Origin of the sequence: Stenotrophomonas sp. (genome assembly GCF_032103445.1) — a bacterium.
GTDB lineage: Bacteria > Pseudomonadota > Gammaproteobacteria > Xanthomonadales > Xanthomonadaceae > Stenotrophomonas.
The window spans coordinates 44,188-62,468 of record NZ_DAMDFR010000009.1; the positions used below are offsets into that span (position 1 = coordinate 44,188).

Sequence of the window (18,281 nt, forward strand, 5' to 3'; positions counted from 1 at the left end):
GCTGCTTGCGATAGCGGCCCCTGCCCATAGATCAGGACCATGACCGACAACGCACTGACACTTGCCCAGGATCGACTGCTGCTGCCCGCCGGGCTGGACGCGACAGGCCTGGAACGCACCTTCGGGACCCTGCTGGGCCCGGGTATCGATTTCGGCGACCTGTATTTCCAGCACGCCCGGCGCGAAAGCTGGAGCGTGGAAGACGGCATCGTCAAGGATGGTGCCCACTCCATCGAGCAGGGCGTGGGCGTGCGCGCCATTGCCGGTGAGAAGACCGGCTTCGCCTACTCCGACGACATCCACGGCGACGCCCTGCTGGCGGCGGCACACTCGGCCCGCGCCATCTCCCGTGAGGGTGGGGCGCAGCCGGCCCGGGCCCTGGCCCGGGGCAATGCGCGCGCGCTGTACCCGGCGCTGGACCCGATTGACGGCATGGGCAATGAAGCCAAGGTCGAGGTGCTCAAGCGCCTGGACCGCTACCTGCGTGCGGCCGACCCGCGCGTGCAGCAGGTGATGGTCAGCCTGTCCGGCGGCGTCGACACCGTGCTGATCGCCCGCAGTGACGGCGTGCTGGCCGGCGACATCCGCCCGCTGGTGCGGCTGAACGTGCAGGTGATCGTGGAACAGAACGGTCGCCGTGAGTCCGGTTATTCCGGTGGCGGTGGGCGTTACAGCTATGCCGAACTGTTCGCCGACGGTCGCCCCGAGGCCTTCGCCCGTGAAGCGCTGCGCCAGGCGCTGGTGAATCTCGAGGCCATTCCGGCCCCGGCCGGGGTGATGAGCGTGGTGCTGGGGCCGGGTTGGCCCGGCGTGCTGCTGCACGAGGCGGTTGGCCATGGTCTGGAAGGTGACTTCAATCGCAAGGGCACCAGCGTCTATGCCGGCCGCATCGGCGAGCGCGTGGCCGCGCCGGGCGTGACCATTGTCGACGACGGCACCCTCGAGGGCCGCCGCGGTTCACTGAACGTGGATGACGAAGGCCATCCCACCCAGTGCACCACCCTGATCGAAGACGGCATCCTGGTCGGCTACATGCAGGATTCGCTCAACGCGCGCCTGATGGGCGTGGCTCCCACCGGCAACGGCCGGCGTGAGTCGTTCGCGCACCTGACCATGCCGCGCATGACCAACACCTACATGCGCGCCGGCCAGCATGACCCGCAGGAGATGATCCGCTCGGTCAAGCGCGGGCTGTACGCCGTCAATTTCGGCGGTGGCCAGGTCGACATCACCAGCGGCAAATACGTGTTCTCGGCCACCGAGGCCTACCTGATCGAGGACGGCAAGGTCACCGCGCCGGTGAAGGGCGCGACCCTGATCGGCAACGGGCCGGAAACCATGCAGAAGGTGCGCATGATCGGCAACGACCTGGCCCTGGACGAAGGCGTCGGCATCTGCGGCAAGGACGGGCAGAGCGTGCCGGTGGGCGTGGGTCAGCCGTCACTGTTGATCGACGGCCTGACCGTGGGCGGTACCCAGGCCTGAGCCCGGGCATGCGCTCAGTCTTCGACGCTGTCGTCGCCGTCTTCGTCTTCGGACGGGGCGGCGTTGGCCGCGTCCAGGCCCAGCGCGGCCGGCAGCATCAGCCCGCGCAGCACCTGGTAGATTTCGCGAAACGCACGCGGCGGCTTGTTCTTGGCTTTTTCCGCCTGGGCGTTACGCACCAGCGTGCGCAGCTGCTGGCGGTCGGCCTGCGGGTATTCGTCCAGCAGCGCGGCCAGCGCGGTGTCGCCGTTGCTGAGCAGGCGCTCGCGCCAGTCTTCCACCCGGTGCAGCATGGCCACTTCCCGGCGCGAGGTTTCGCTGTTGGCGTCCAGCGCGTCGCGGATGGCATCCAGGGTGGATTCTTCTTCGCGACGCATGTGCTTGGCCAGGTAGGCCAGCTGGCGCTTGTGCGCGATATGCGCGGTAATGCGCTTGCACTCGGCGATGTGCGGCAGCAGGTCTTCGGGCACCGGCACGCGGGCCAGCTGGGCCGGGGTCAGCGAGACCAGCTTCTCGCCCAGCGCAAGCACGTCCAGCGCGTCACGGCGCTTCTGCTTGCGGCTGCTGTCATGAAATTCACCGGTCTCTTCGTCGCGTCCGCGCATCGTTCTTCTTCCACATCCAATACTGTGCCCCGCGTTGCGCCGGGCACTCACCTGCACAGGATAAAGCATTGAACGTGATCTCCCCTGAAGCCCTGACCGCCGACGACAGCCTGTCGCGTCTGGAACACCTGGCCGACCTGTCCCAGCAGCTGCTGGAACGGGCCCGTGCGCTGGGGGCCAGCCAGGCCGAAGTGGCCTGCAGCGAAGAGCGCGGCCTGGACGTGAATGTGCGCCTGGGCGAGGTGGAAACGGTGGAATCCACCCGTGACCGGGGCATCGCCGTCACCGTCTACTTCGGCCAGCGCAAGGGCAGTGCCAGCACCGCCGACCTGCAGCCGGCCAGTCTGGAAGCCACGGTGGCCCAGGCCTGCGCGATTGCCCGCCACACCGAGGACGATGCCGCCGCCGGGCTGGCCGACGCGGCGTTGATGGCGCGCGAGTTCCCGGACCTGGACGGATGGCACCCGTGGGCGCTGCAGGCCGACCAGGCCGTGGACCTGGCCCTGGCCTGTGAAGCGGCCGGGCGCGCCGCCGACAGCCGGATCAGCAATTCCGACGGTGCCTCGGCATCCACCGCCACCAGCCTGTCGGTGTATGCCAACTCGCACGGCTTCATCGGCCGCGACCGCAGCAGCCATCATTCGATCGGCTGCGCGCTGATCGCGGGGCAGGGTGATGGCATGCAGCGTGACGGCTGGTACAGCAGCGCGCTGGCCCGGGAAGACCTGCAGGATGCGGCTGCGATCGGCCGTCGTGCCGCCGAGCGCACCGTGGCGCGGCTGCAGCCACGTTCGATGGCTACCGCACAGATGCCGGTGCTGTACGCGCCGGAGGTGTCACGTTCGCTGATCGGCAGCCTGCTGGGTGCGGTGTCGGGCGGCGCGCTGTATCGCCGCGCCAGCTTCCTGCTGGACAGCGTGGGCACGCAGATCTTCCCGGACTGGTTCGCCATCGACGAGCGCCCGCTGCTGCGCCGGGGCCTGCGCTCCAGCGCCTTCGATGGTGACGGTGTGGCCACGCGCAACTCGGCGCTGGTCGCCGATGGCGTGCTGCAGCGCTATGTGCTGGGGGCTTACTCGGCCCGCAAGCTGGGCCTGCAGACCACCGGCAATGCCGGCGGCGTGTACAACCTGCAGGTGAAGCCGAGCGTGGACGCCGGTCTGCAGGAACTGGCCCGGCAGATGGGCGAAGGCCTGCTGGTGACCGAGCTGATGGGGCAGGGGGTGAACCCGGTGACCGGCGATTACTCGCGGGGCGCAGGCGGCTTCCGGGTCGAGAACGGGGAGATCCAGTACCCGGTGGACGGCATCACCATCGCCGGCAATCTCAAGGACATGTTCACCCGGATCGAGGCGGTGGGTAGCGACGTCGACCCGCGCTCGCATATCCACGTCGGGTCGATCCTGGTGGGACGGATGACCGTGGCGGGTAACGACTGACGTTTTCAAGCGTAACTGACGTTTTCAACGATTGACGTAATCCTTGACGTATCCTATTGGCGCTGCCTGGGCAGGCGGGGAGCCTGCCACGCACCACCCAATACACTGAACAAGGAGTTTCACGTGAGCGACTTTGAAAACGTTACCGCCCCGCCGCCGCCGCCGGTCACCGACGGTCCGGTGCCGAGCGACCAGCGCACCATGGCGCTGGCCGCGCACCTGCTGGGCATCTTCACCTGGTTCATCGGCGCGCTGATCATCTGGCTGATCAACAAGGACGACCCGACCAAGGCCTTCGTCACCGACCAGGCCAAGGAAGCGCTGAACTTCCAGATCACCATCACCATCGCCATGGTCATCTGCTTCATCCTGATGATCGTCATCATCGGCGGCCTGCTGGCTCCGATCGTCGGCATCCTGAGCTTGGTGTTCTCGATCATTGCCGCAGTGAAGGCCAACAACGGCGAGCTGTACCGCTACCCGTTCGCGCTGCGCCTGATCAAGTAATCAGCGCGCTGCAACGATATCAAAAACGCCCGGGATTCCCGGGCGTTTTTGTCTGTGCGTACGATTGCACGATCTACGTAGAGCCGGGCTTGCCCGGCTGCTGTTGGATTTGTGCGAACAGCCGATGGTCATCGGTTTCCGTGTTTTGTCGTGCCGGGGTGGGTTTGCGGGACACGCCGTGAATACGTCCGTGTAGGCTCGTCAAAAACATCCATGTTTTTGACGGTCCCGCAAACCCACCCCGGCACGCCTCAGACAGATTGTCGGTGGCCGTGGGAAATGCCAAATCAACGGCGGTGTCGATCCGTGGTCATGCGTTACCGATTGTTGGGGATTTCACGGCGATCGTCTGTCGACCGATCCCACCGGAGCCGCGAAAGGGTTTTGATTTTCGATGGCCACCTACCCACTGTCGATGGCGGGTCGGGATGGGCTGGAGGGGGCATGAGCCGCATGGATGCGGCGACTGAGCCTACACGGACGTACTTGCGGCGTCCCCCGGAACGCCCGTCCCGATCCGCCAAACCAGGGATTCCGTGACCACCGGCTTTTCGCGCGAATCCAACAGCAGCCGGGCAAGCCCGGCTCTACGAATCACAGCTGGTCAGTGATCCCGCTCTACCGCCAAGCGACCGAGTGCCCGCAGTGCGTCGGCGCGTTCGTCGTAGCCGGCCAGGCTGTCGTGCATGCGCTGGCTCAGCGTGGCCAGTTCAGCCTTGGCACCGTCCATGCCCAGCAAGGCCGGGAAGGTGGACTTGGCCTGTGCCTGGTCCTTGCCCGCAGTCTTGCCCAGCTGCTCGGAGCTGGCTTCCACGTCCAGGATGTCATCACGCACCTGGAAGGCCAGGCCCAGCGCGCTGGCGAAATCGTCCAGCTGGTTGAGGTCAGTCTGCGGTGCGTCGCCACACAGTGCGCCCATGCGTACCGCCGCACGAATCAAAGCGCCGGTCTTCAGCGCGTGCATGTGCTGCAGGTCCGCCAGCGGCTGCAGGCGGCCGGTGGCGTCGATATCCAGCGCCTGGCCGCCACACATGCCTGCCGCGCCCGACGCATGCGTCAGTGCCTGCAGGCAGTGCACCCGCAGCAGCGCGGGCAGCGGTGCATCGGCCAGCAGACCGAACGCACGGGTCTGCAGTGCGTCCCCGGCCAGGATCGCGGTCGCTTCATCGAAGGCAATGTGCACCGTCGGTCGACCGCGACGCAGTGCGTCGTCGTCCATCGCCGGCAGGTCGTCGTGCACCAGCGAGTACGCGTGGATCAGTTCCACCGCCATCGCCGGCGCATCCATCGCATGTTCGTCCGCACCGAATATCTGGCCGGCGGCGTACACCAGCAGTGGTCGCATGCGCTTGCCGCCGCCCAGAACCGCGTAACGCATCGCCCGGTGCAGCCCTTGCGGGGCGGCTTCAGGCGAGGGCAGGCTGGCGTCGAGCTGGCTTTCAATCCGGTCGCGCCAGCGCGCGAACGTCAGCTCAGCCGTCATGGCCGGGCGGGTCGAATGGTTCGGCCGTTTCCGGGCGGGCCGGGTCGCTGAGCAGGCGCACGCGCAGCTCAGCCTGCTCCAGCGCCTGCTGGCACTGGCGGTACAGGCCCACGCCACGTTCGTAGGCGCTGAGCGACTGTTCCAGGCTCATGTCGCCGGTTTCCATCTTCTCCACCAGTAGCTCCAGTTCTTCCAGCGACTGCTCGAAGTGGGCCACGGGGGAGGCGTCAGTAGGGGACTTCTTGGGCATGGCGCAAGTGTGATGCGCCAACCCGGTGGGGTCAATTCACGCGACGCCCGGTGTCCATTGCAGGCGGGCGCCGTGTTCATCCAGCCAGTGCTGCAGCGGCGCGGCAATCACCCGGTCACCTGCGGCCAGCAGGGTTTCGCCGTCATACAACAATGGCAGCTGACGGCGCTGCCACGGCGGCAGCCCGCTGTGCTGAAGCAGGTCTTTCAGCGCATGCGAATGGCGGCGACCCGGCAACTGGATGCGCTCACCGCCGCGCCGCGCGCTCACCTGCACCGGCGTGGCCAATCGGTCGCGACCCACCAGTGCCAGTTCACCGCCGTCTGGCAAGGCCAACGGGCTGCGGCCCTCCCAATGCACGCTCCAGTCCAGCGGCAGCGCCAGTGCGGCGGAAAGCAGGTGCAGCTGGTTACGCCAACGGCGGATACGTACCCCCTGCCAGGCGAACTGCGCGTCGGCATCATGTGCCGCCGGCAGCAGTTCACGTTCGATCGCCTTGATGCCCGCCGCCGGCAATGGCGGCTGCCCGCAGCTGCGCACCCACTGCCGCAGCAGGCGTGCGCGGCGCTCGCGCGGCTGCCGCGACAGGCGGCTGCAGTCGAGCACTCCGGGCGAAATCACACAGCGCCGAAGTGCCTCGTGGTCGGCCACGTCCAGCAGGCGCTGCGACTGGGCCGCCAGTTCGGCGCTGCGCGCGAAACTTGCGTCGGCCTGCGGCCAGCGCTGCGCCAGCAACGGCATCACATGCAGACGCAGGAAGTTGCGGTCGGCTGCATCGCTGGCGTTGCTGGGGTCCTCGATCCAGTGCAGGTCGTTGGCCAGCGCGTAGTCGCGCAGGTCCGTGCGCGGAATCTGCAGCAGCGGACGCCACAGAGACCCGGCAGCGAAAGGCCCGTGGGCACGCATCGCGGCCAGCCCATCCACGCCGGAGCCACGCAGGGCGCGCAGCAGGAAGGTCTCCGCCTGGTCATCGCGATGATGGGCCAGAGCCAGGTGTTCGTGTTCGCGCAGCACCTGGGCGAACGCTTCGCGGCGTGCGCTACGTGCGGCCGCTTCCAGCCCGTTGCCGCTGTCGCGTGGCACCTGCACCCGGATCACCTGGAGGGGGAGTTCCATTTCGGCGCAGATCGCCTCGCAGTGCGTAGCCCAGGCATCGGCTGCGTCCTGCAGCCCGTGGTGCACGTGCACGGCACGCAGGCCCGCGGCACGCTGCGCCGGCGACTGCGCCAGCCAGTGCAGCAGCACGGTGGAATCCAGCCCACCGCTGAAGCCGACCAGCACCGGGGTCGGCAGATCGGGCGGCGGGGGCAGGGGGGAGGTCATCCAGGCAGTATCGGCGGTCGCGGGGACCGCCGCCATCAGAGAATGTGTAGAGCCACGCCCTGCGTGGCTGAACGTACGTCGGGGACCGCGAAGCCACGCAGGGCGTGGCTCTACGGGCGCCCCGGGCAACCAGAGGCCGTCAGTCGGCCTTGCGCTCGAACGCCTTGCCGTCGGGCAGCTCGACCGGCACGCCCTGGGCGTCGCAGGTGCCGGCATCGCACAGGCGCTGGCGCAGGCGCGGGGTGGCCTGCACGATCATGTGGTAGATCGTGTTCTGCTCCAGCGTGCCGCGGATGGCCTGGCTGCCCGGGCCGCGGGCCCAGATGCCCACGTCTTCGCCGCCATGGCTTTCGCTCTTCATCGGCACCAGCGCTTCCTGCATGTAATCCGGGTGCTCGGTGTCGACGTGGGTCAGGTCCGGGCGGCCCTTGACCGGGTCGAAGCTGCTCGGGCCGTGCGGGTAGGTCTTCGGCCCGGCCGGCTGCTGGTTGGTCTGGCCGGTGAAGCCCGGGCCGTTGGCGTAGCTGAGCGTGGTGTAGGGCAGGCCGGTGCCGTCACGGGCCAGGTCCAGCGCGCCTGCGCCGTCTTCGCCGCCCTTGTCCTTCACCTTGCCCAGGATCGGGTTGCCGCGCGCCGGGTAGCCGACGAAGTTCAGCGTGTGCGAATGGTCGGCGGTGACGATGATCAGGGTGTCCTGGTCGGAGCTGGCTTCCACCGCCGCACGCACCGCGTCGGACATCGCCACGGTATCGCTCAGGGCGCGGTAAGCGTTGCCGCTGTGGTTGGCGTGGTCAATGCGCGCGCCTTCCACCATCAGCACATAGCCTTCGCTGTGACGGGACAGATTGGCAATCGCCGCACGGGTCAGGTCGGCCAGGCTGGGCTCGCCGGACGGATCGTCCTTGCGCTCGATGTCGTAGCGCATGTGGTCCGGCTCGAACAGGCCCAACAGAGCCGGCGCATTGGCCGCGGCCTTCAGCTGCTCGGCATTCCACACATACGCGCCCTGCGGGTGGGCCTGCTTCCATTCGTTGACCAGGCTGCGCCCGTCCAGGCGCAGGCCGACCTTGTCGTCGTACTCCGGATCGGTTTCTTCGACGGTGGTGAACTGCGCACGACCGCCGCCCAGGGCCACCAGCGGGCCGCGCCCGTAGCGCGAGGTCGACAGCAACTGCTGGGCGATGTCCTGGCAACCGGCGGCCTTGGCAGCCTCGGTCAGGTCGGTGTCGTTCTCCCAGTTACGCTCCGGCGAATGCGCATAGGTTGCGGCCGGGGTGGCATGGGTCAGGCGCGCGGTGGACACGATCCCGGTAGCCATACCGGCGCTGTCGGCCAGCTGCAGCCAGGTCAGCAGTCCCTTGTTCAGGCTGTCGGCGCAGTCACTGCGGGTGCCCGCGCTGACCCCGATCGCGCCCATGTGGGTCTTCACGCCGGTGGTGATCGCGGTCATGGTCCCGGCAGAATCGGGCGTCTGTGAATCGGTGTTGTAGGTCTTGCTGAACGCAGTGGCCGGGAAGCGCTCCCACGACAGCAGGTTTTCCTCGCCCGAACTGCCCTTGCGCTGGCCCTCGAAGATGCGCGCCGCCGCCACCGTGGTCAGGCTCATGCCGTCCCCCAGGAACAGGATCACGTTCTTCGCCTTGCCGCCCATGGCCCCGTGGCTGGCCGCCTGGGCTGCGCCGTTGCGATACCACCACTGCGGGGTTTCACCCGCGGGATGGGCGACGGTGGGTACCTGCACCTGTACGGCGGCAGTGGAGGCGGAGGAGGCGGGCGCGGTGCTGGCGCAGCCGGCCAGCAGGGTGGTGGCCAGGGCGGCGACCAGGGGCGTGAAGCGGGACATGAACGCAGTCATCTCGATGTGAAACGGGCGTTCATTATGCAGAACCCAGAAAGGCACGCCGATGACACGCTGATTCCCCCTGCGGTACCTCGTTCCCGGGGGCGGGTTCAGCTACTGTGACGGGCTGTATCACTCTCCCTGGAATGCTCATGACGCTGGTCTCTGCCTGGCTGCGGATCCCGTTCTGGCAGCGCGTCCTTGGCGGCTTCGTGCTGGGTGCGCTGGCCGGCTGGCTGCTCGGCCCGGCCGCTGAAACTTGGTTTGGTCCGCTCGGCGACCTGTACGTCACTCTGATCAAGATGATCGCGGTGCCGCTGGTGTTCTTCGCGGTCATCAACGCGATCTCCTCGCTGCACGGCCAGAAGTCAGTGGCGGCGCTCGGCGGACGTACCTTCCTGTGGTTCATCATCACCGCCGCGCTGGCGGTGTGCGTGGGCCTGGCCGTGGGCACCATCATGCAGCCCGGTACCGGCAACCTCAGCCTGAGCATGGACCACGGCTACACGCCGCGCGAAGTGCCCAGCGTGGTCAAGGTGATCATGGACGTGGTGCCGTCCAACGTGTTCTACGCGCTGAGCGGCATCGGCACCCGGGTCAACGCAGCGGGCGAAACCGTGCTGGCGGCCGGTCGCGGTTCGATCCTGCCGGTGATCTTCTTCGCCGGCCTGGTTGGCTTTGCGATGGTCAAGCTGGGCGACAAGGTGGCCGAGGCGCGCAAGCTGACCGGGCAGATGAGCGAGATCATGATCCAGATCACGCGCTTCGTGCTGGAAGTGACGCCGCTGGGCACCTTCGGCCTGATCGCCGGGTTGGTTGGCAGCTATGGGTTTGAAAAGCTGCTGCCGCTGGGCAACTTCGTGCTGGCGCTGTACATCGCCTGTGCGCTGCACATCGTGGTGGTGTATGGCAGCCTGCTGCTGGCCCACGGTCTGAACCCGCTGAAGTTCTTCCGCGGCGCATCGCCGGGCATGCAGGTCGCCTTTGTCAGTTCGTCCAGCTTTGCGGCGATGCCGGTGGCGATGCGCTCGATCACCCACAACCTGGGGGTGAACAAGGACTATGCCTCGTTCGCGGTGCCGCTGGGTGCCAGCATCAAGATGGATGGCTGCGGTGCGATCTATCCGGCGCTGTGCGCGGTGTTCATTGCCCAGTACACCGGCGTGCCACTCACCCCCGAGCAGTATGTGGTGGTGCTGATCGCCTCGGTACTGGGCAGCTTCGGCACCGCCGGCGTGCCAGGCACGGCGGTGGTGATGGCCACGGTGGTGCTCAGCGCGGCCAACCTGCCGCTGGAAACCATCGGCTATCTGTATGCCATCGACCGCATTCTCGACATGATGCGTACCCTGACCAACGTGACCGGGCAGATGCTGGTGCCGGTGCTGGTGGCGAAGGAAACCGGGCTGCTGGACCAGCAGGTCTACAACAACCCGGTCACCAATGTCGGGGTGGATGAAGACCCCACCGCGCCACAGTCCGGCACCTGACTGCGCGCTGTAAAGGGTGTATCACCGGGTGTAACAGCGGTGATACACCCCGCGTTGAACCGCTGTTATCAAGGCGTTAGCGCTTTGCGCCTACGCGTTCAGTCAATGTGAACGCACGCCAACGTGTAACACCTGCGTTGCGTTGAACGGCCCGGGCATACGCTCAGGCCCTGCTGTTTCGGGCTTTCCAGACTTGGCACGAATGCTGCTCTACCTCTCCCGCATGGTTTCGGGAGATCGCGATGGACAGCGTTGCCGTACACAGCAGAACCGCACGAACCGCCACCTGGCTGCTGGCCCTGGTGGTCATGTTGCCCGCCGCAGTGCAGGCCTCCGGTGCCCGCACCGGGGTCAAGTCGCAGCCGGGTGAGATCGTCCTGCTGCGCGATGTCTCCACACGCATTGCCTACCGCCCTGCGCCGCCGGGCGTGGCGCTGATCGCCGATCCGTCCCCCAATCGTGAAGTCTCCGCGGCGCTGGGAACGTCCAGCGGCATGGATGAACTGGGCGACGAGGATTTTGCCTCGATGGGTTCCAACACCGGCATGGGCACGGCGGGGCATTCGCAGACCACGGTGGAGCGGGTGACCGGCGGCACGGTCAACGCCACGTTGGGCAGGATAACCGGAGACGGGGTGCTGTCCGGTAGCGGGCTGACCAAGACCATGAGCACCCCGATGAGCGCGGTGGGCAATGCCACGCGCGGCATCGGCGACACGGTGCGTGGCGCGCTGTCGCAGTTCCCGATGGGCACCGGGCAACCCGCAGGTGGGCCCGGCAAATGAATCGTTTCCTGTTCTGCATGGGTGTGGCTGCACTGCTGCCACTGTCTGCCGTCGCGCAGCAGGCGGACGACTACACCGCCATGCTCGGCTACCTCAACCACAGCCGCATCGACGGCAACACCCTGCGCAATGCGGACGGCGCGATCACCGTGAACATGGTGTCCGGCGACCTCAACCAGCAGGCCAATCTGCTGGGCATGGCCAGCGGTGAAACTTCAGCCATCAACATCAGTGCGCGGCAGCGCCAGGCGGGCAACCGGGTCACCGGTTCCGGTCCGCTGGATGCCAGCGCCAGCATCGGCGGTCAGGCTCTGAACGGAGCTACCGGCGTTGCCATGATCAATCAGGCCAGCGGCATCGGTAACGCGACGCTCAACGTCGTGACCACCACGCTGGCGCAACAGGGCATACGCGAGTCCGACGACGAGGCCCTCGCGGCTTCGGGGGCACTCGCGTCAGCAGGGGGGCAGGACCTCGCCAACAGCCGCAAAGCGGCTGGTACCCGCAGCGTCGCCGTGGAGGACACGGCATTGCGGGGCTTTGACGGCGTGCTGCAACTCAATCAGATCGCGGGTTCTGGAAATGTCACCGCCAACCAGCTTGGCATCTCGGTGCAGTCCACCCCGTGAGTTGCTTCACCCACCCGATAGTCCGTGATGAGAGAGAGGGCACCATGAATACCACCATGAAAAGGACCGTACTGGCGCTGGCCATCGCCGTTGCTTCTGCGTCGGTAGCCGCAAATCCCCGCCACAATGGACCGGATATCGATACTGAAATCGATACCCACATCGATACTGACATCCATACCGATATCGACACCAACATCGATACCGATATTGATACCGATATCGATACCAACATCGATACCAACATCCGCAACGACTGGGATTCGCGGACCCGCATCCGCAACAGCAGCACCACCAATACCAGCAGCAACACCAGCACCGATACTCGCACGGTGAACCACACCCGCGACGTACGGGTCAACGAGAACGTCGAGAAGCACAGCAACATCCAGGCCGACGAGCGCAAGGAAAAGAACAACCACGGCGTGGACGTGAACCTCGAATCCGACCTGCAGGTCGGCGCCGACGTTCAGTTCCGTGGCCGTCCGACCGTGTCGGGTGACCTGGAAGTCGATTCGGCGGCGATCGCCATCATCGACAACCGCCAGTCGATCACCAACAACGAAGGCGACAACGAACTGCTCGAGAACAACTCGTCGATCAGCGAGAACGTTGCCCAGGGTGCTTCCGGCAACCTCGGCTTCAACACCGCCGCCGGCGACAACAACGCGCAGGACAACGCGGCTGCGCTGTCCGCTGCAGATGCCTCGTTCACCTTCGGCATGTCCGATGCCCAGGTCTATGTGAACCAGTACGGTTCCGGCAACCAGACCTGGAACGATGGCGTGGTGAACAACTCCAGCCTCAGCGGCAATGCCTTCCGCAACGCCACCGGCAACATCGGCGTGAACAGCGCGGCCGGCAACAACAACGGGCAGAAGAACGCGCTGGCCGCTTCGGTGTCCACCGCCCGCATGGCCACGGCGAGCATCAGCTCCAACCAGGTCTCCACGGGTAACAGCGTGTCCAACGAAGGCTACGTCAAGCGCATGCAGGACACCACCGAAGTCACCCTGCGGGGTACGGTGCGTGGTGGCACTGCCGCGATCGGCGTCGGCGGCTACAAGGGTGAAGGCAACGCCTACCAGTCGTCCAACTTCTATGCGGACAGCTGGGAAGGTGAGCGTCACACCGGTGGCGACTCGACCGGTCATATCGACTATGACAACCAGTCGCAGGGTGCGGTGCAGAACCCGAACAAGCCGGGCGTCGGCGGTCTGGGCTTCGACACCGAAGAAGAGGGCGTGCTGGCCTTCGGCGAAGTCGGCTATGCCGACCTGCGTGCGAGCCTGAGCGGCACCGTGCAGAGCACCCGGTGGGTGGTCGAGCGCGCAGAGAACAACTCGTCGCTGTCCGGCGATACGTTCCGCGGTGCCAGCGGCAACATCGGTGTGAACGTCGCAGCCGGCACCGGCAACCTGCAGGCCAACAGCCTGGCACTGGCCGTGGCCCAGCCCTCGACCGGCACCCCGGGTGGCGGTGGCGGCGAATAAGTCTGTCCGTTTTCGCAAGCAACACGCGTTGAGCGCAACAAACCCGGTCATCCGCCAATGGCCGGGCTCCCCGGGAGCCCCTGTTCCATCCTCCCCCTTTGGGGCAGGGGCTCCTTCCTTTTCCTGGAGCCACGCCGATGTCGATCTGCCGTCTGCTCTGTGTGCTGCTGCTGATGCTGCCGATGAACCGGCTGCACGCCGGCGACGTCGCCTTCAGCGGCGTGCTGCCCAATGGCGGCCTGTTCACCCAGCAGGTTGAGAGCATGCAGGAGCGGAAATTCCGCAACCTGGTGCGGCAGCACACCGACTACAGCTGCGGCGCGGCCGCCCTGGCCACCATCCTGCGTTATGCCTACAACCTGGAGGCAAACGAGGCGACGGTGATCGAGGGCATGATGGGCGTCTCCGACCCGGAGCTGGTGCAACAGCGTGGCTTCTCGCTGCTGGACATCAAGCGTTATGTTGAATCGTTGGGCATGCGCGGGCGCGGCTACCGCGTCAATGAGGAGCGCCTGCGCTCGCTGCGCGTGCCTGGACTGGTGTTGATGGATGTACGCGGTTTCCGCCACTTCGTGGTGCTCAAGCAGGTCCGTGGCGACGTGGTGGACCTGGCAGATCCCATTCTGGGCAACCGCAGCATTCCCGTCGAAGAATTTCTGCAGTCATGGCCGTCCCGCGCCGTGTTCATCGTGATCGGTAGCGATTTCAATCGCAACACGGTGTTGCTGCAGCCTGGCGAACGCCCCAGTGCGCGTTCGCTGTACGCCCGGCAGGGGCCGATCACCGAAGCGGAACTGGTGGACTTCGGCTTTACCCACGCCGACCTGCTTTAGGAGGCATCATGAACATCACCCCATGGACGCGAAGTGCGGTACTGCTGGCCCTGCTGGGTATGGCACCGGCCTATGCCGCTGACGCCCCGGCCAATGACGGGCAACGCAAGGCCGGCAAGGGCCTGAGTGAGATTCCCGATCCCGAACTGAGCCTGATGCGCGGCCGCTACACAGTCAACGGCAACAATGTGGCCTGGTTCGGCGTCACCATGATCTCGCAGTGGCAGGCGGGCAAACAGTCAGCCGAGAGCGCGCTGACCCTGGGCATGGATTTCACCCACAACACGACCGTGCCCAAAGTCAGTTTCACGCCCAGTGTCACCGTGACCGCCGCCGATGCACCGATGCCGGAGACACCCGGCCGTAGTGTGGAATCGGCAGGGCTGCAGAATGTCGCCGGGGTCACCCAGGCCATCCAGGTCGCCGGTGACAACAACGTGGCCAGCAACAGCACCCAGCTCACCGTGCGCGAAGGCAGCGCACCGCAGGAGCCGGCCGCTGCTCCGGCCCCTGCTGCTACCGCACAGCACGGCGGCGTCAGTGCCGTTGCGCAGATGGAGGGCAACAACGCCCAGGTGCAGTTGCAGATGGAAGGCGTCGGTTCGGTCCAGCAATGGATCCGCAATGGCAGCGTCGGTCAGACCATCGCGCTGAGCAGTGACGGCCAGGCCGTGACCAACCGCATGCAGATCGAACTGGTGCGGCAGACCCTGGCGAGCAATGCGCCGTTGAGCCAGAACGTGGCACAGGCCATGAACTTGGTCCGCGGCATTGGCATGGGACCCGGCCAGTAAGCGGCCGGGTGGGGGGCTTTACCACAACCGTGGATCAAGGCAATGCACACTTATCGGATGACTCCGCTGGCGCTGGCGGCGCTGGCTTTGATCGCCTCGGCCGGCGTACAGGCGCAGACCGCGCCCGCCGACGAGGCGGATATCAAGGCACTGGCCCAGCAGCTTGAAACGCTGAAGGCCAACTACGCGCAGGAAGTGCGCCGGTTGCGCGAACTGGACATGCAGGTGCAGGCGATGCAGGCGCGCCTGGCGGGCAAGACCGGGCCGGCAGCGGGTGCTGCGGCAACGCCGCCTCCCGTGGTCGCGGCCGCCACAACACCGCCCAGTGGCGACGGCTACGCCAGCAGTGCGGCCGAGGCGCAACAGGCGCAGCAGGCCTCCAAGCGCAGCGTGGATGACGTGAAGCAGCAGACCGCTACGCTGTTCACCCGCCGATTCACCGTGGAGAACAGCCTCAGCTACTCGCGTTATGACCGCAAGCAGATCAGTCTGAATGGTTTCCTTGCGCTGGACGCGATCTTCCTCGGCAACATCGCCATTGAAAACGTCGAGTCGGACACGCTGACCTACAACCTGGCCATGCGTTGGGGCGTGACACCGAGCATGACCCTGAATCTGGATGTGCCTTACCTCGCGCGCAAGACGGTGTTCCAGAAGGGCGGCGCCGGCGGATCCGCCGCCGCGATCGCGCAGGAGGAAACCAGCGGCCATGGCATTGGTGATATCAGCCTGAGCGGCAACTGGCGACTGAACCAGGAGAAGGGACGCTGGCCCGAGACCGTGCTCAACGTCGGTGTCACTGCGCCCACGGGTCAGGAGCCGTACGGCGTTGACTGGAAGGTGCTTGAGCGCGACGAAGATGACTTCATCCGCTTTGCGGTGCCCGGCGACCAGGCCACCGGCAACGGCGTGTGGCAGGCCAGTCTCGGTCTGTCGGCGGTGAAGACCGCCGATCCCGCCATCCTGTTTGCCAACATCGGCTACATCCATTCCTTCGAAGGCAGCTTCGATGACCTGGATGGCAATCCGGACACGGTGAATCCCGGCGATGTGAAGCTGGGTGGTTCAATCTACTTCGGTGCCGGTGTGGCGTTCGCGTTCAACGAGCGTACAAGTCTCAGCATGTCGTTCAGCGACAAGCTCAGCCGGCGTGCGTCGACGCGTTACAAGGGCGGTCAATGGGTGAAAGTGATCGGCAGTGATGCGAATGCGGCCACGCTGAATCTTGGCATCACCTATGCGCTGAATCGCAACACCACGTTGGTGAGCCAGCTGGGTATCGGGCTGACTCCGGATGCGCCGGACTTTACCTTGGCCTTCAGGATTCCGTACATGCTTTGAGGTGAAGCCTCAAAGCATGTACGGGGCTCCTCATCGTTTCGGGATCATGCGTTACCGGATGTTGGTAGTTTCCGAGTCGTCGTCTGTCGACCGACGCTACCAACACCAACACCAGCACGCAGCCCCGGTAGCGTCGGTCGACAGACGACGTCCGTGAAATGGCCATCATCCGGTAACGCATGACAACGGATCGGCACCGCCGTTGTTTTTGATCGCAGTTGGCCGCCGATGGCCTATCGATGGCGGGTCGGATTGGGCGGGAGGGGGCGTGAGCCGCATGGATGCGGCGATCGAGGCTACATGGACGTACTTGCGCCGTCCCCCGGAACGCCCATCCCGATCCGCCAAACCAGGGAACAAACGAGCGCCGGTTGTTCGCCCAAATCCAACAGCAGCCGGGCAACGCCCGGCGATACGGAAATCGTGCAATCCAAAGCTGTCAGCGCAATTCCGGCAATGCCAGCTGGTGCTTGCGGCACAGGCGGTAGACGGTTACGCGGGAGACCTGCATGGTGCGGGCGCAGGCGGTGATGTTGAAGTCATTCTGGCGCAAGGCGCGCAGCAAGGCGTCGCGCTCTGCGGCCTGGCGTACATCGTGCAGCAGACGTTGTGGCACCTCGATGCCTTCCGGAGAAAGCTCCAGGTCGGCCACCGTGATCAGCTCGGCTTCGCTCACGATCGCCGCACGCTGCACCCGGTTCAACAGTTCGCGCACGTTCCCTGGCCAACGGAACTGCTGCATGGCCTGCAATGCTTCGCTGCTGAAGCCGCGCGCACGGGTGACGTGGCGCTGGCGGAAGCTGGCCAGGAAGTGCTCGGCCAACAACGTGATGTCGCTGCCGCGGTCGCGCAGCGCCGGCAAGGGCAGCCGGAGCACGTTCAAGCGATAGAACAGATCGCGGCGGAACTGTCCCCGTTCCACCGCCTGCTCCAGGTCCACGTGCGTGGCCGCAATCACCCGCACGTCCACCGCCAGTGGCTGGTTGCTGCCCACCCGCTCGATCGTGCCCTCCTGCAGCACCCGTAGCAGATTGGTCTGTGCGTCCAGGGGCAGGTCGCCGATCTCGTCCAGGAACACCGTGCCGCCACTGGCCGTTTCGAACAGACCCAGCCGGCGATTGGCCGCCCCGGTAAAGGCACCCCGCTCGTGACCAAACAGTTCCGACTGCACCAGCGCCGCCGGAATCGCCCCGCAGTTCACCGCCAGGAACGGCCGCGCGTGGCGCGACGACAACGCATGCAGCGCGTGCGCTGCCAGCTCCTTGCCGGTGCCTGTCTCGCCGGTGATCAACACCGGCAGTTCCACCGGTGCGAATTTTCGGAGCGCCGCACGGGTGACCTGCAGCGCCTGGCTTTCGCCAATCAGTGCCTGCGCCCCGGATGGCGGCTGTAGATGCTGTTCATCGCCCAGCTCCTGCAGCCGATGGACCAGGCGCGAAACATCCAGCGGTGCGCTGAAGGTTTCCGTGCAGCAGGCCAGCAATGGCTGCCACTGCGGATGCACCGCCGCCGCGCCCGCAGGCAGGATGGCCAGCACGCGCAGGTGCCGGTGCTGGTCCAGCACCGCCTGCAGATGGGGAAGGTGAGGGGGAGCCACGCTGCGCAGGTCCAGCAGCCCGACCACCAGGTCGTTGCCGCGCATGCCGATGGCCACGGCACCATCGGTGGCCACGCCGCGGACCTGCCAGCCTGCGGCTGCCAGCGCCGTGCGCTCTGCTGCCAGGGGTTGCCCAAACCAGATCACACACCGGGCCGGAATTTCAGGGACTGCCGCCATGCGTCACCTTCACGGAAAGGTATCCGGGCGGAGTCTCCTGCTCAGCGCTGCCCGGCGTGCCGCCCCACGCCGGGTACCCTTGCCTCGCCATGGGGGCGGGCTGGGTTGTGAAAAGAACAACGCGCGTTCCAGACGGCAACGGCCATCATGGCGGCCACGAAAAAGGCCGCTGCGAAGCAGCGGCCTTCAGGATTCAGGTAGGCGCGG

At 66.2% G+C, this 18,281-nt stretch carries 16 protein-coding genes; 10 read left to right on the forward strand and 6 right to left on the reverse strand.

Annotated elements, in window-relative coordinates; translation table 11 throughout:
- Positions 1-39 precede the first annotated feature (39 nt).
- Complete coding sequence (gene tldD, locus RT551_RS05510; RefSeq protein ID WP_313456261.1) at positions 40-1,485, forward strand: metalloprotease TldD; 1,446 nt, start codon at positions 40-42, stop codon at positions 1,483-1,485.
- A 14-nt stretch (positions 1,486-1,499) separates the two neighbouring features.
- Here tldD and yjgA read toward each other — a convergent pair whose 3' ends face one another.
- Complete coding sequence (gene yjgA / locus RT551_RS05515) at positions 1,500-2,090, reverse strand: ribosome biogenesis factor YjgA (RefSeq protein WP_313456263.1); 591 nt, start codon at positions 2,088-2,090, stop codon at positions 1,500-1,502.
- 68 nt (positions 2,091-2,158) lie between these two features.
- Here yjgA and pmbA point away from each other — a divergent pair, with 68 nt between their 5' ends.
- Together pmbA and RT551_RS05525 are read left to right on the forward strand one after the other, a co-directional pair.
- Positions 2,159-3,529, forward strand: a complete 1,371-nt coding sequence (gene pmbA, locus RT551_RS05520; RefSeq protein WP_313456264.1) for a metalloprotease PmbA — start codon at positions 2,159-2,161, stop codon at positions 3,527-3,529.
- Between the two features lie 123 nt (positions 3,530-3,652).
- Positions 3,653-4,036, forward strand: a complete 384-nt coding sequence (locus RT551_RS05525) for a DUF4870 domain-containing protein (protein ID WP_313456266.1) — start codon at positions 3,653-3,655, stop codon at positions 4,034-4,036.
- Positions 4,037-4,640: 604 nt separating this feature from the next.
- Here the strand turns inward: RT551_RS05525 and RT551_RS05530 are convergent.
- The 4 genes from RT551_RS05530 to RT551_RS05545 form a co-directional block, all read right to left on the reverse strand.
- On the reverse strand, positions 4,641-5,519 hold the full coding sequence (locus RT551_RS05530; RefSeq protein ID WP_313456268.1) for a farnesyl diphosphate synthase: 879 nt from the start codon (positions 5,517-5,519) through the stop codon (positions 4,641-4,643).
- On the reverse strand, positions 5,509-5,769 hold the full coding sequence (locus tag RT551_RS05535; protein ID WP_313456270.1) for an exodeoxyribonuclease VII small subunit: 261 nt from the start codon (positions 5,767-5,769) through the stop codon (positions 5,509-5,511). The genes RT551_RS05530 and RT551_RS05535 overlap by 11 nt, the downstream gene beginning before the upstream one ends.
- A gap of 36 nt (positions 5,770-5,805) precedes the next feature.
- Positions 5,806-7,092 (reverse strand): tRNA lysidine(34) synthetase TilS, encoded by a 1,287-nt coding sequence (gene tilS / locus RT551_RS05540; RefSeq protein ID WP_313456272.1) that lies wholly within the window; start codon positions 7,090-7,092, stop codon positions 5,806-5,808.
- 139 nt (positions 7,093-7,231) lie between these two features.
- Positions 7,232-8,935 (reverse strand): alkaline phosphatase, encoded by a 1,704-nt coding sequence (locus tag RT551_RS05545; protein WP_313456274.1) that lies wholly within the window; start codon positions 8,933-8,935, stop codon positions 7,232-7,234.
- A 149-nt stretch (positions 8,936-9,084) separates the two neighbouring features.
- On the opposite strand from RT551_RS05545, the gene RT551_RS05550 reads away from it, so the two are divergent.
- The 7 genes from RT551_RS05550 (at position 9,085) to RT551_RS05580 (ending at position 16,297) form a co-directional block, all read left to right on the forward strand.
- Entirely contained in the window at positions 9,085-10,422 is a 1,338-nt protein-coding gene (locus tag RT551_RS05550) for a dicarboxylate/amino acid:cation symporter (protein ID WP_313456276.1), read from the forward strand.
- Positions 10,423-10,730: 308 nt separating this feature from the next.
- Positions 10,731-11,207, forward strand: coding sequence for a hypothetical protein (locus RT551_RS05555; protein WP_313456341.1), 477 nt, complete (start codon positions 10,731-10,733; stop codon positions 11,205-11,207).
- Positions 11,204-11,836: a hypothetical protein gene (locus RT551_RS05560; RefSeq protein ID WP_313456278.1), complete on the forward strand. Its 633-nt coding sequence runs from the start codon at positions 11,204-11,206 to the stop codon at positions 11,834-11,836. Before RT551_RS05555 ends, RT551_RS05560 begins: the two co-directional genes overlap by 4 nt.
- A gap of 56 nt (positions 11,837-11,892) precedes the next feature.
- Positions 11,893-13,329 carry an adhesin gene (locus RT551_RS05565; protein WP_313456279.1) on the forward strand — a complete coding sequence of 479 codons (1,437 nt, stop codon included), beginning with the start codon at positions 11,893-11,895 and terminating at the stop codon, positions 13,327-13,329.
- Positions 13,330-13,466: 137 nt separating this feature from the next.
- The gene (locus RT551_RS05570; RefSeq protein ID WP_313456281.1) at positions 13,467-14,162 is read left to right on the forward strand and encodes a C39 family peptidase; all 696 of its coding nucleotides are present in this window, start codon (positions 13,467-13,469) and stop codon (positions 14,160-14,162) included.
- Between the two features lie 8 nt (positions 14,163-14,170).
- The gene (locus RT551_RS05575) at positions 14,171-14,956 is read left to right on the forward strand and encodes a hypothetical protein (RefSeq protein ID WP_313456283.1); all 786 of its coding nucleotides are present in this window, start codon (positions 14,171-14,173) and stop codon (positions 14,954-14,956) included.
- A 42-nt stretch (positions 14,957-14,998) separates the two neighbouring features.
- Positions 14,999-16,297, forward strand: coding sequence for a hypothetical protein (locus RT551_RS05580; RefSeq protein ID WP_313456285.1), 1,299 nt, complete (start codon positions 14,999-15,001; stop codon positions 16,295-16,297).
- A gap of 439 nt (positions 16,298-16,736) precedes the next feature.
- Here the strand turns inward: RT551_RS05580 and RT551_RS05585 are convergent, their stop codons facing one another.
- Positions 16,737-18,074, reverse strand: coding sequence for a sigma 54-interacting transcriptional regulator (locus RT551_RS05585; protein WP_313456286.1), 1,338 nt, complete (start codon positions 18,072-18,074; stop codon positions 16,737-16,739).
- Positions 18,075-18,281 lie beyond the last annotated feature (207 nt).

Excerpts from the sequence above, each read along its gene's own strand:
- RT551_RS05535 (WP_313456270.1), bottom strand. The coding sequence starts at position 5,769 with ATGCCCAAGAAGTCCCCTACTGACGCCTCCCCCGTGGCCCACTTCGAG.
- RT551_RS05585 (WP_313456286.1), bottom strand. The coding sequence starts at position 18,074 with ATGGCGGCAGTCCCTGAAATTCCGGCCCGGTGTGTGATCTGGTTTGGG.
- RT551_RS05545 (WP_313456274.1), bottom strand. The coding sequence starts at position 8,935 with ATGTCCCGCTTCACGCCCCTGGTCGCCGCCCTGGCCACCACCCTGCTG.
- yjgA (WP_313456263.1), bottom strand. The coding sequence starts at position 2,090 with ATGCGCGGACGCGACGAAGAGACCGGTGAATTTCATGACAGCAGCCGC.
- RT551_RS05550 (WP_313456276.1), top strand. The coding sequence starts at position 9,085 with ATGACGCTGGTCTCTGCCTGGCTGCGGATCCCGTTCTGGCAGCGCGTC.
- RT551_RS05565 (WP_313456279.1), top strand. The coding sequence starts at position 11,893 with ATGAAAAGGACCGTACTGGCGCTGGCCATCGCCGTTGCTTCTGCGTCG.
- RT551_RS05530 (WP_313456268.1), bottom strand. The coding sequence starts at position 5,519 with ATGACGGCTGAGCTGACGTTCGCGCGCTGGCGCGACCGGATTGAAAGC.
- RT551_RS05580 (WP_313456285.1), top strand. The coding sequence starts at position 14,999 with ATGCACACTTATCGGATGACTCCGCTGGCGCTGGCGGCGCTGGCTTTG.
- RT551_RS05570 (WP_313456281.1), top strand. The coding sequence starts at position 13,467 with ATGTCGATCTGCCGTCTGCTCTGTGTGCTGCTGCTGATGCTGCCGATG.
- RT551_RS05560 (WP_313456278.1), top strand. The coding sequence starts at position 11,204 with ATGAATCGTTTCCTGTTCTGCATGGGTGTGGCTGCACTGCTGCCACTG.
- RT551_RS05555 (WP_313456341.1), top strand. The coding sequence starts at position 10,731 with ATGTTGCCCGCCGCAGTGCAGGCCTCCGGTGCCCGCACCGGGGTCAAG.
- RT551_RS05575 (WP_313456283.1), top strand. The coding sequence starts at position 14,171 with ATGAACATCACCCCATGGACGCGAAGTGCGGTACTGCTGGCCCTGCTG.
- tilS (WP_313456272.1), bottom strand. The coding sequence starts at position 7,092 with ATGACCTCCCCCCTGCCCCCGCCGCCCGATCTGCCGACCCCGGTGCTG.
- tldD (WP_313456261.1), top strand. The coding sequence starts at position 40 with ATGACCGACAACGCACTGACACTTGCCCAGGATCGACTGCTGCTGCCC.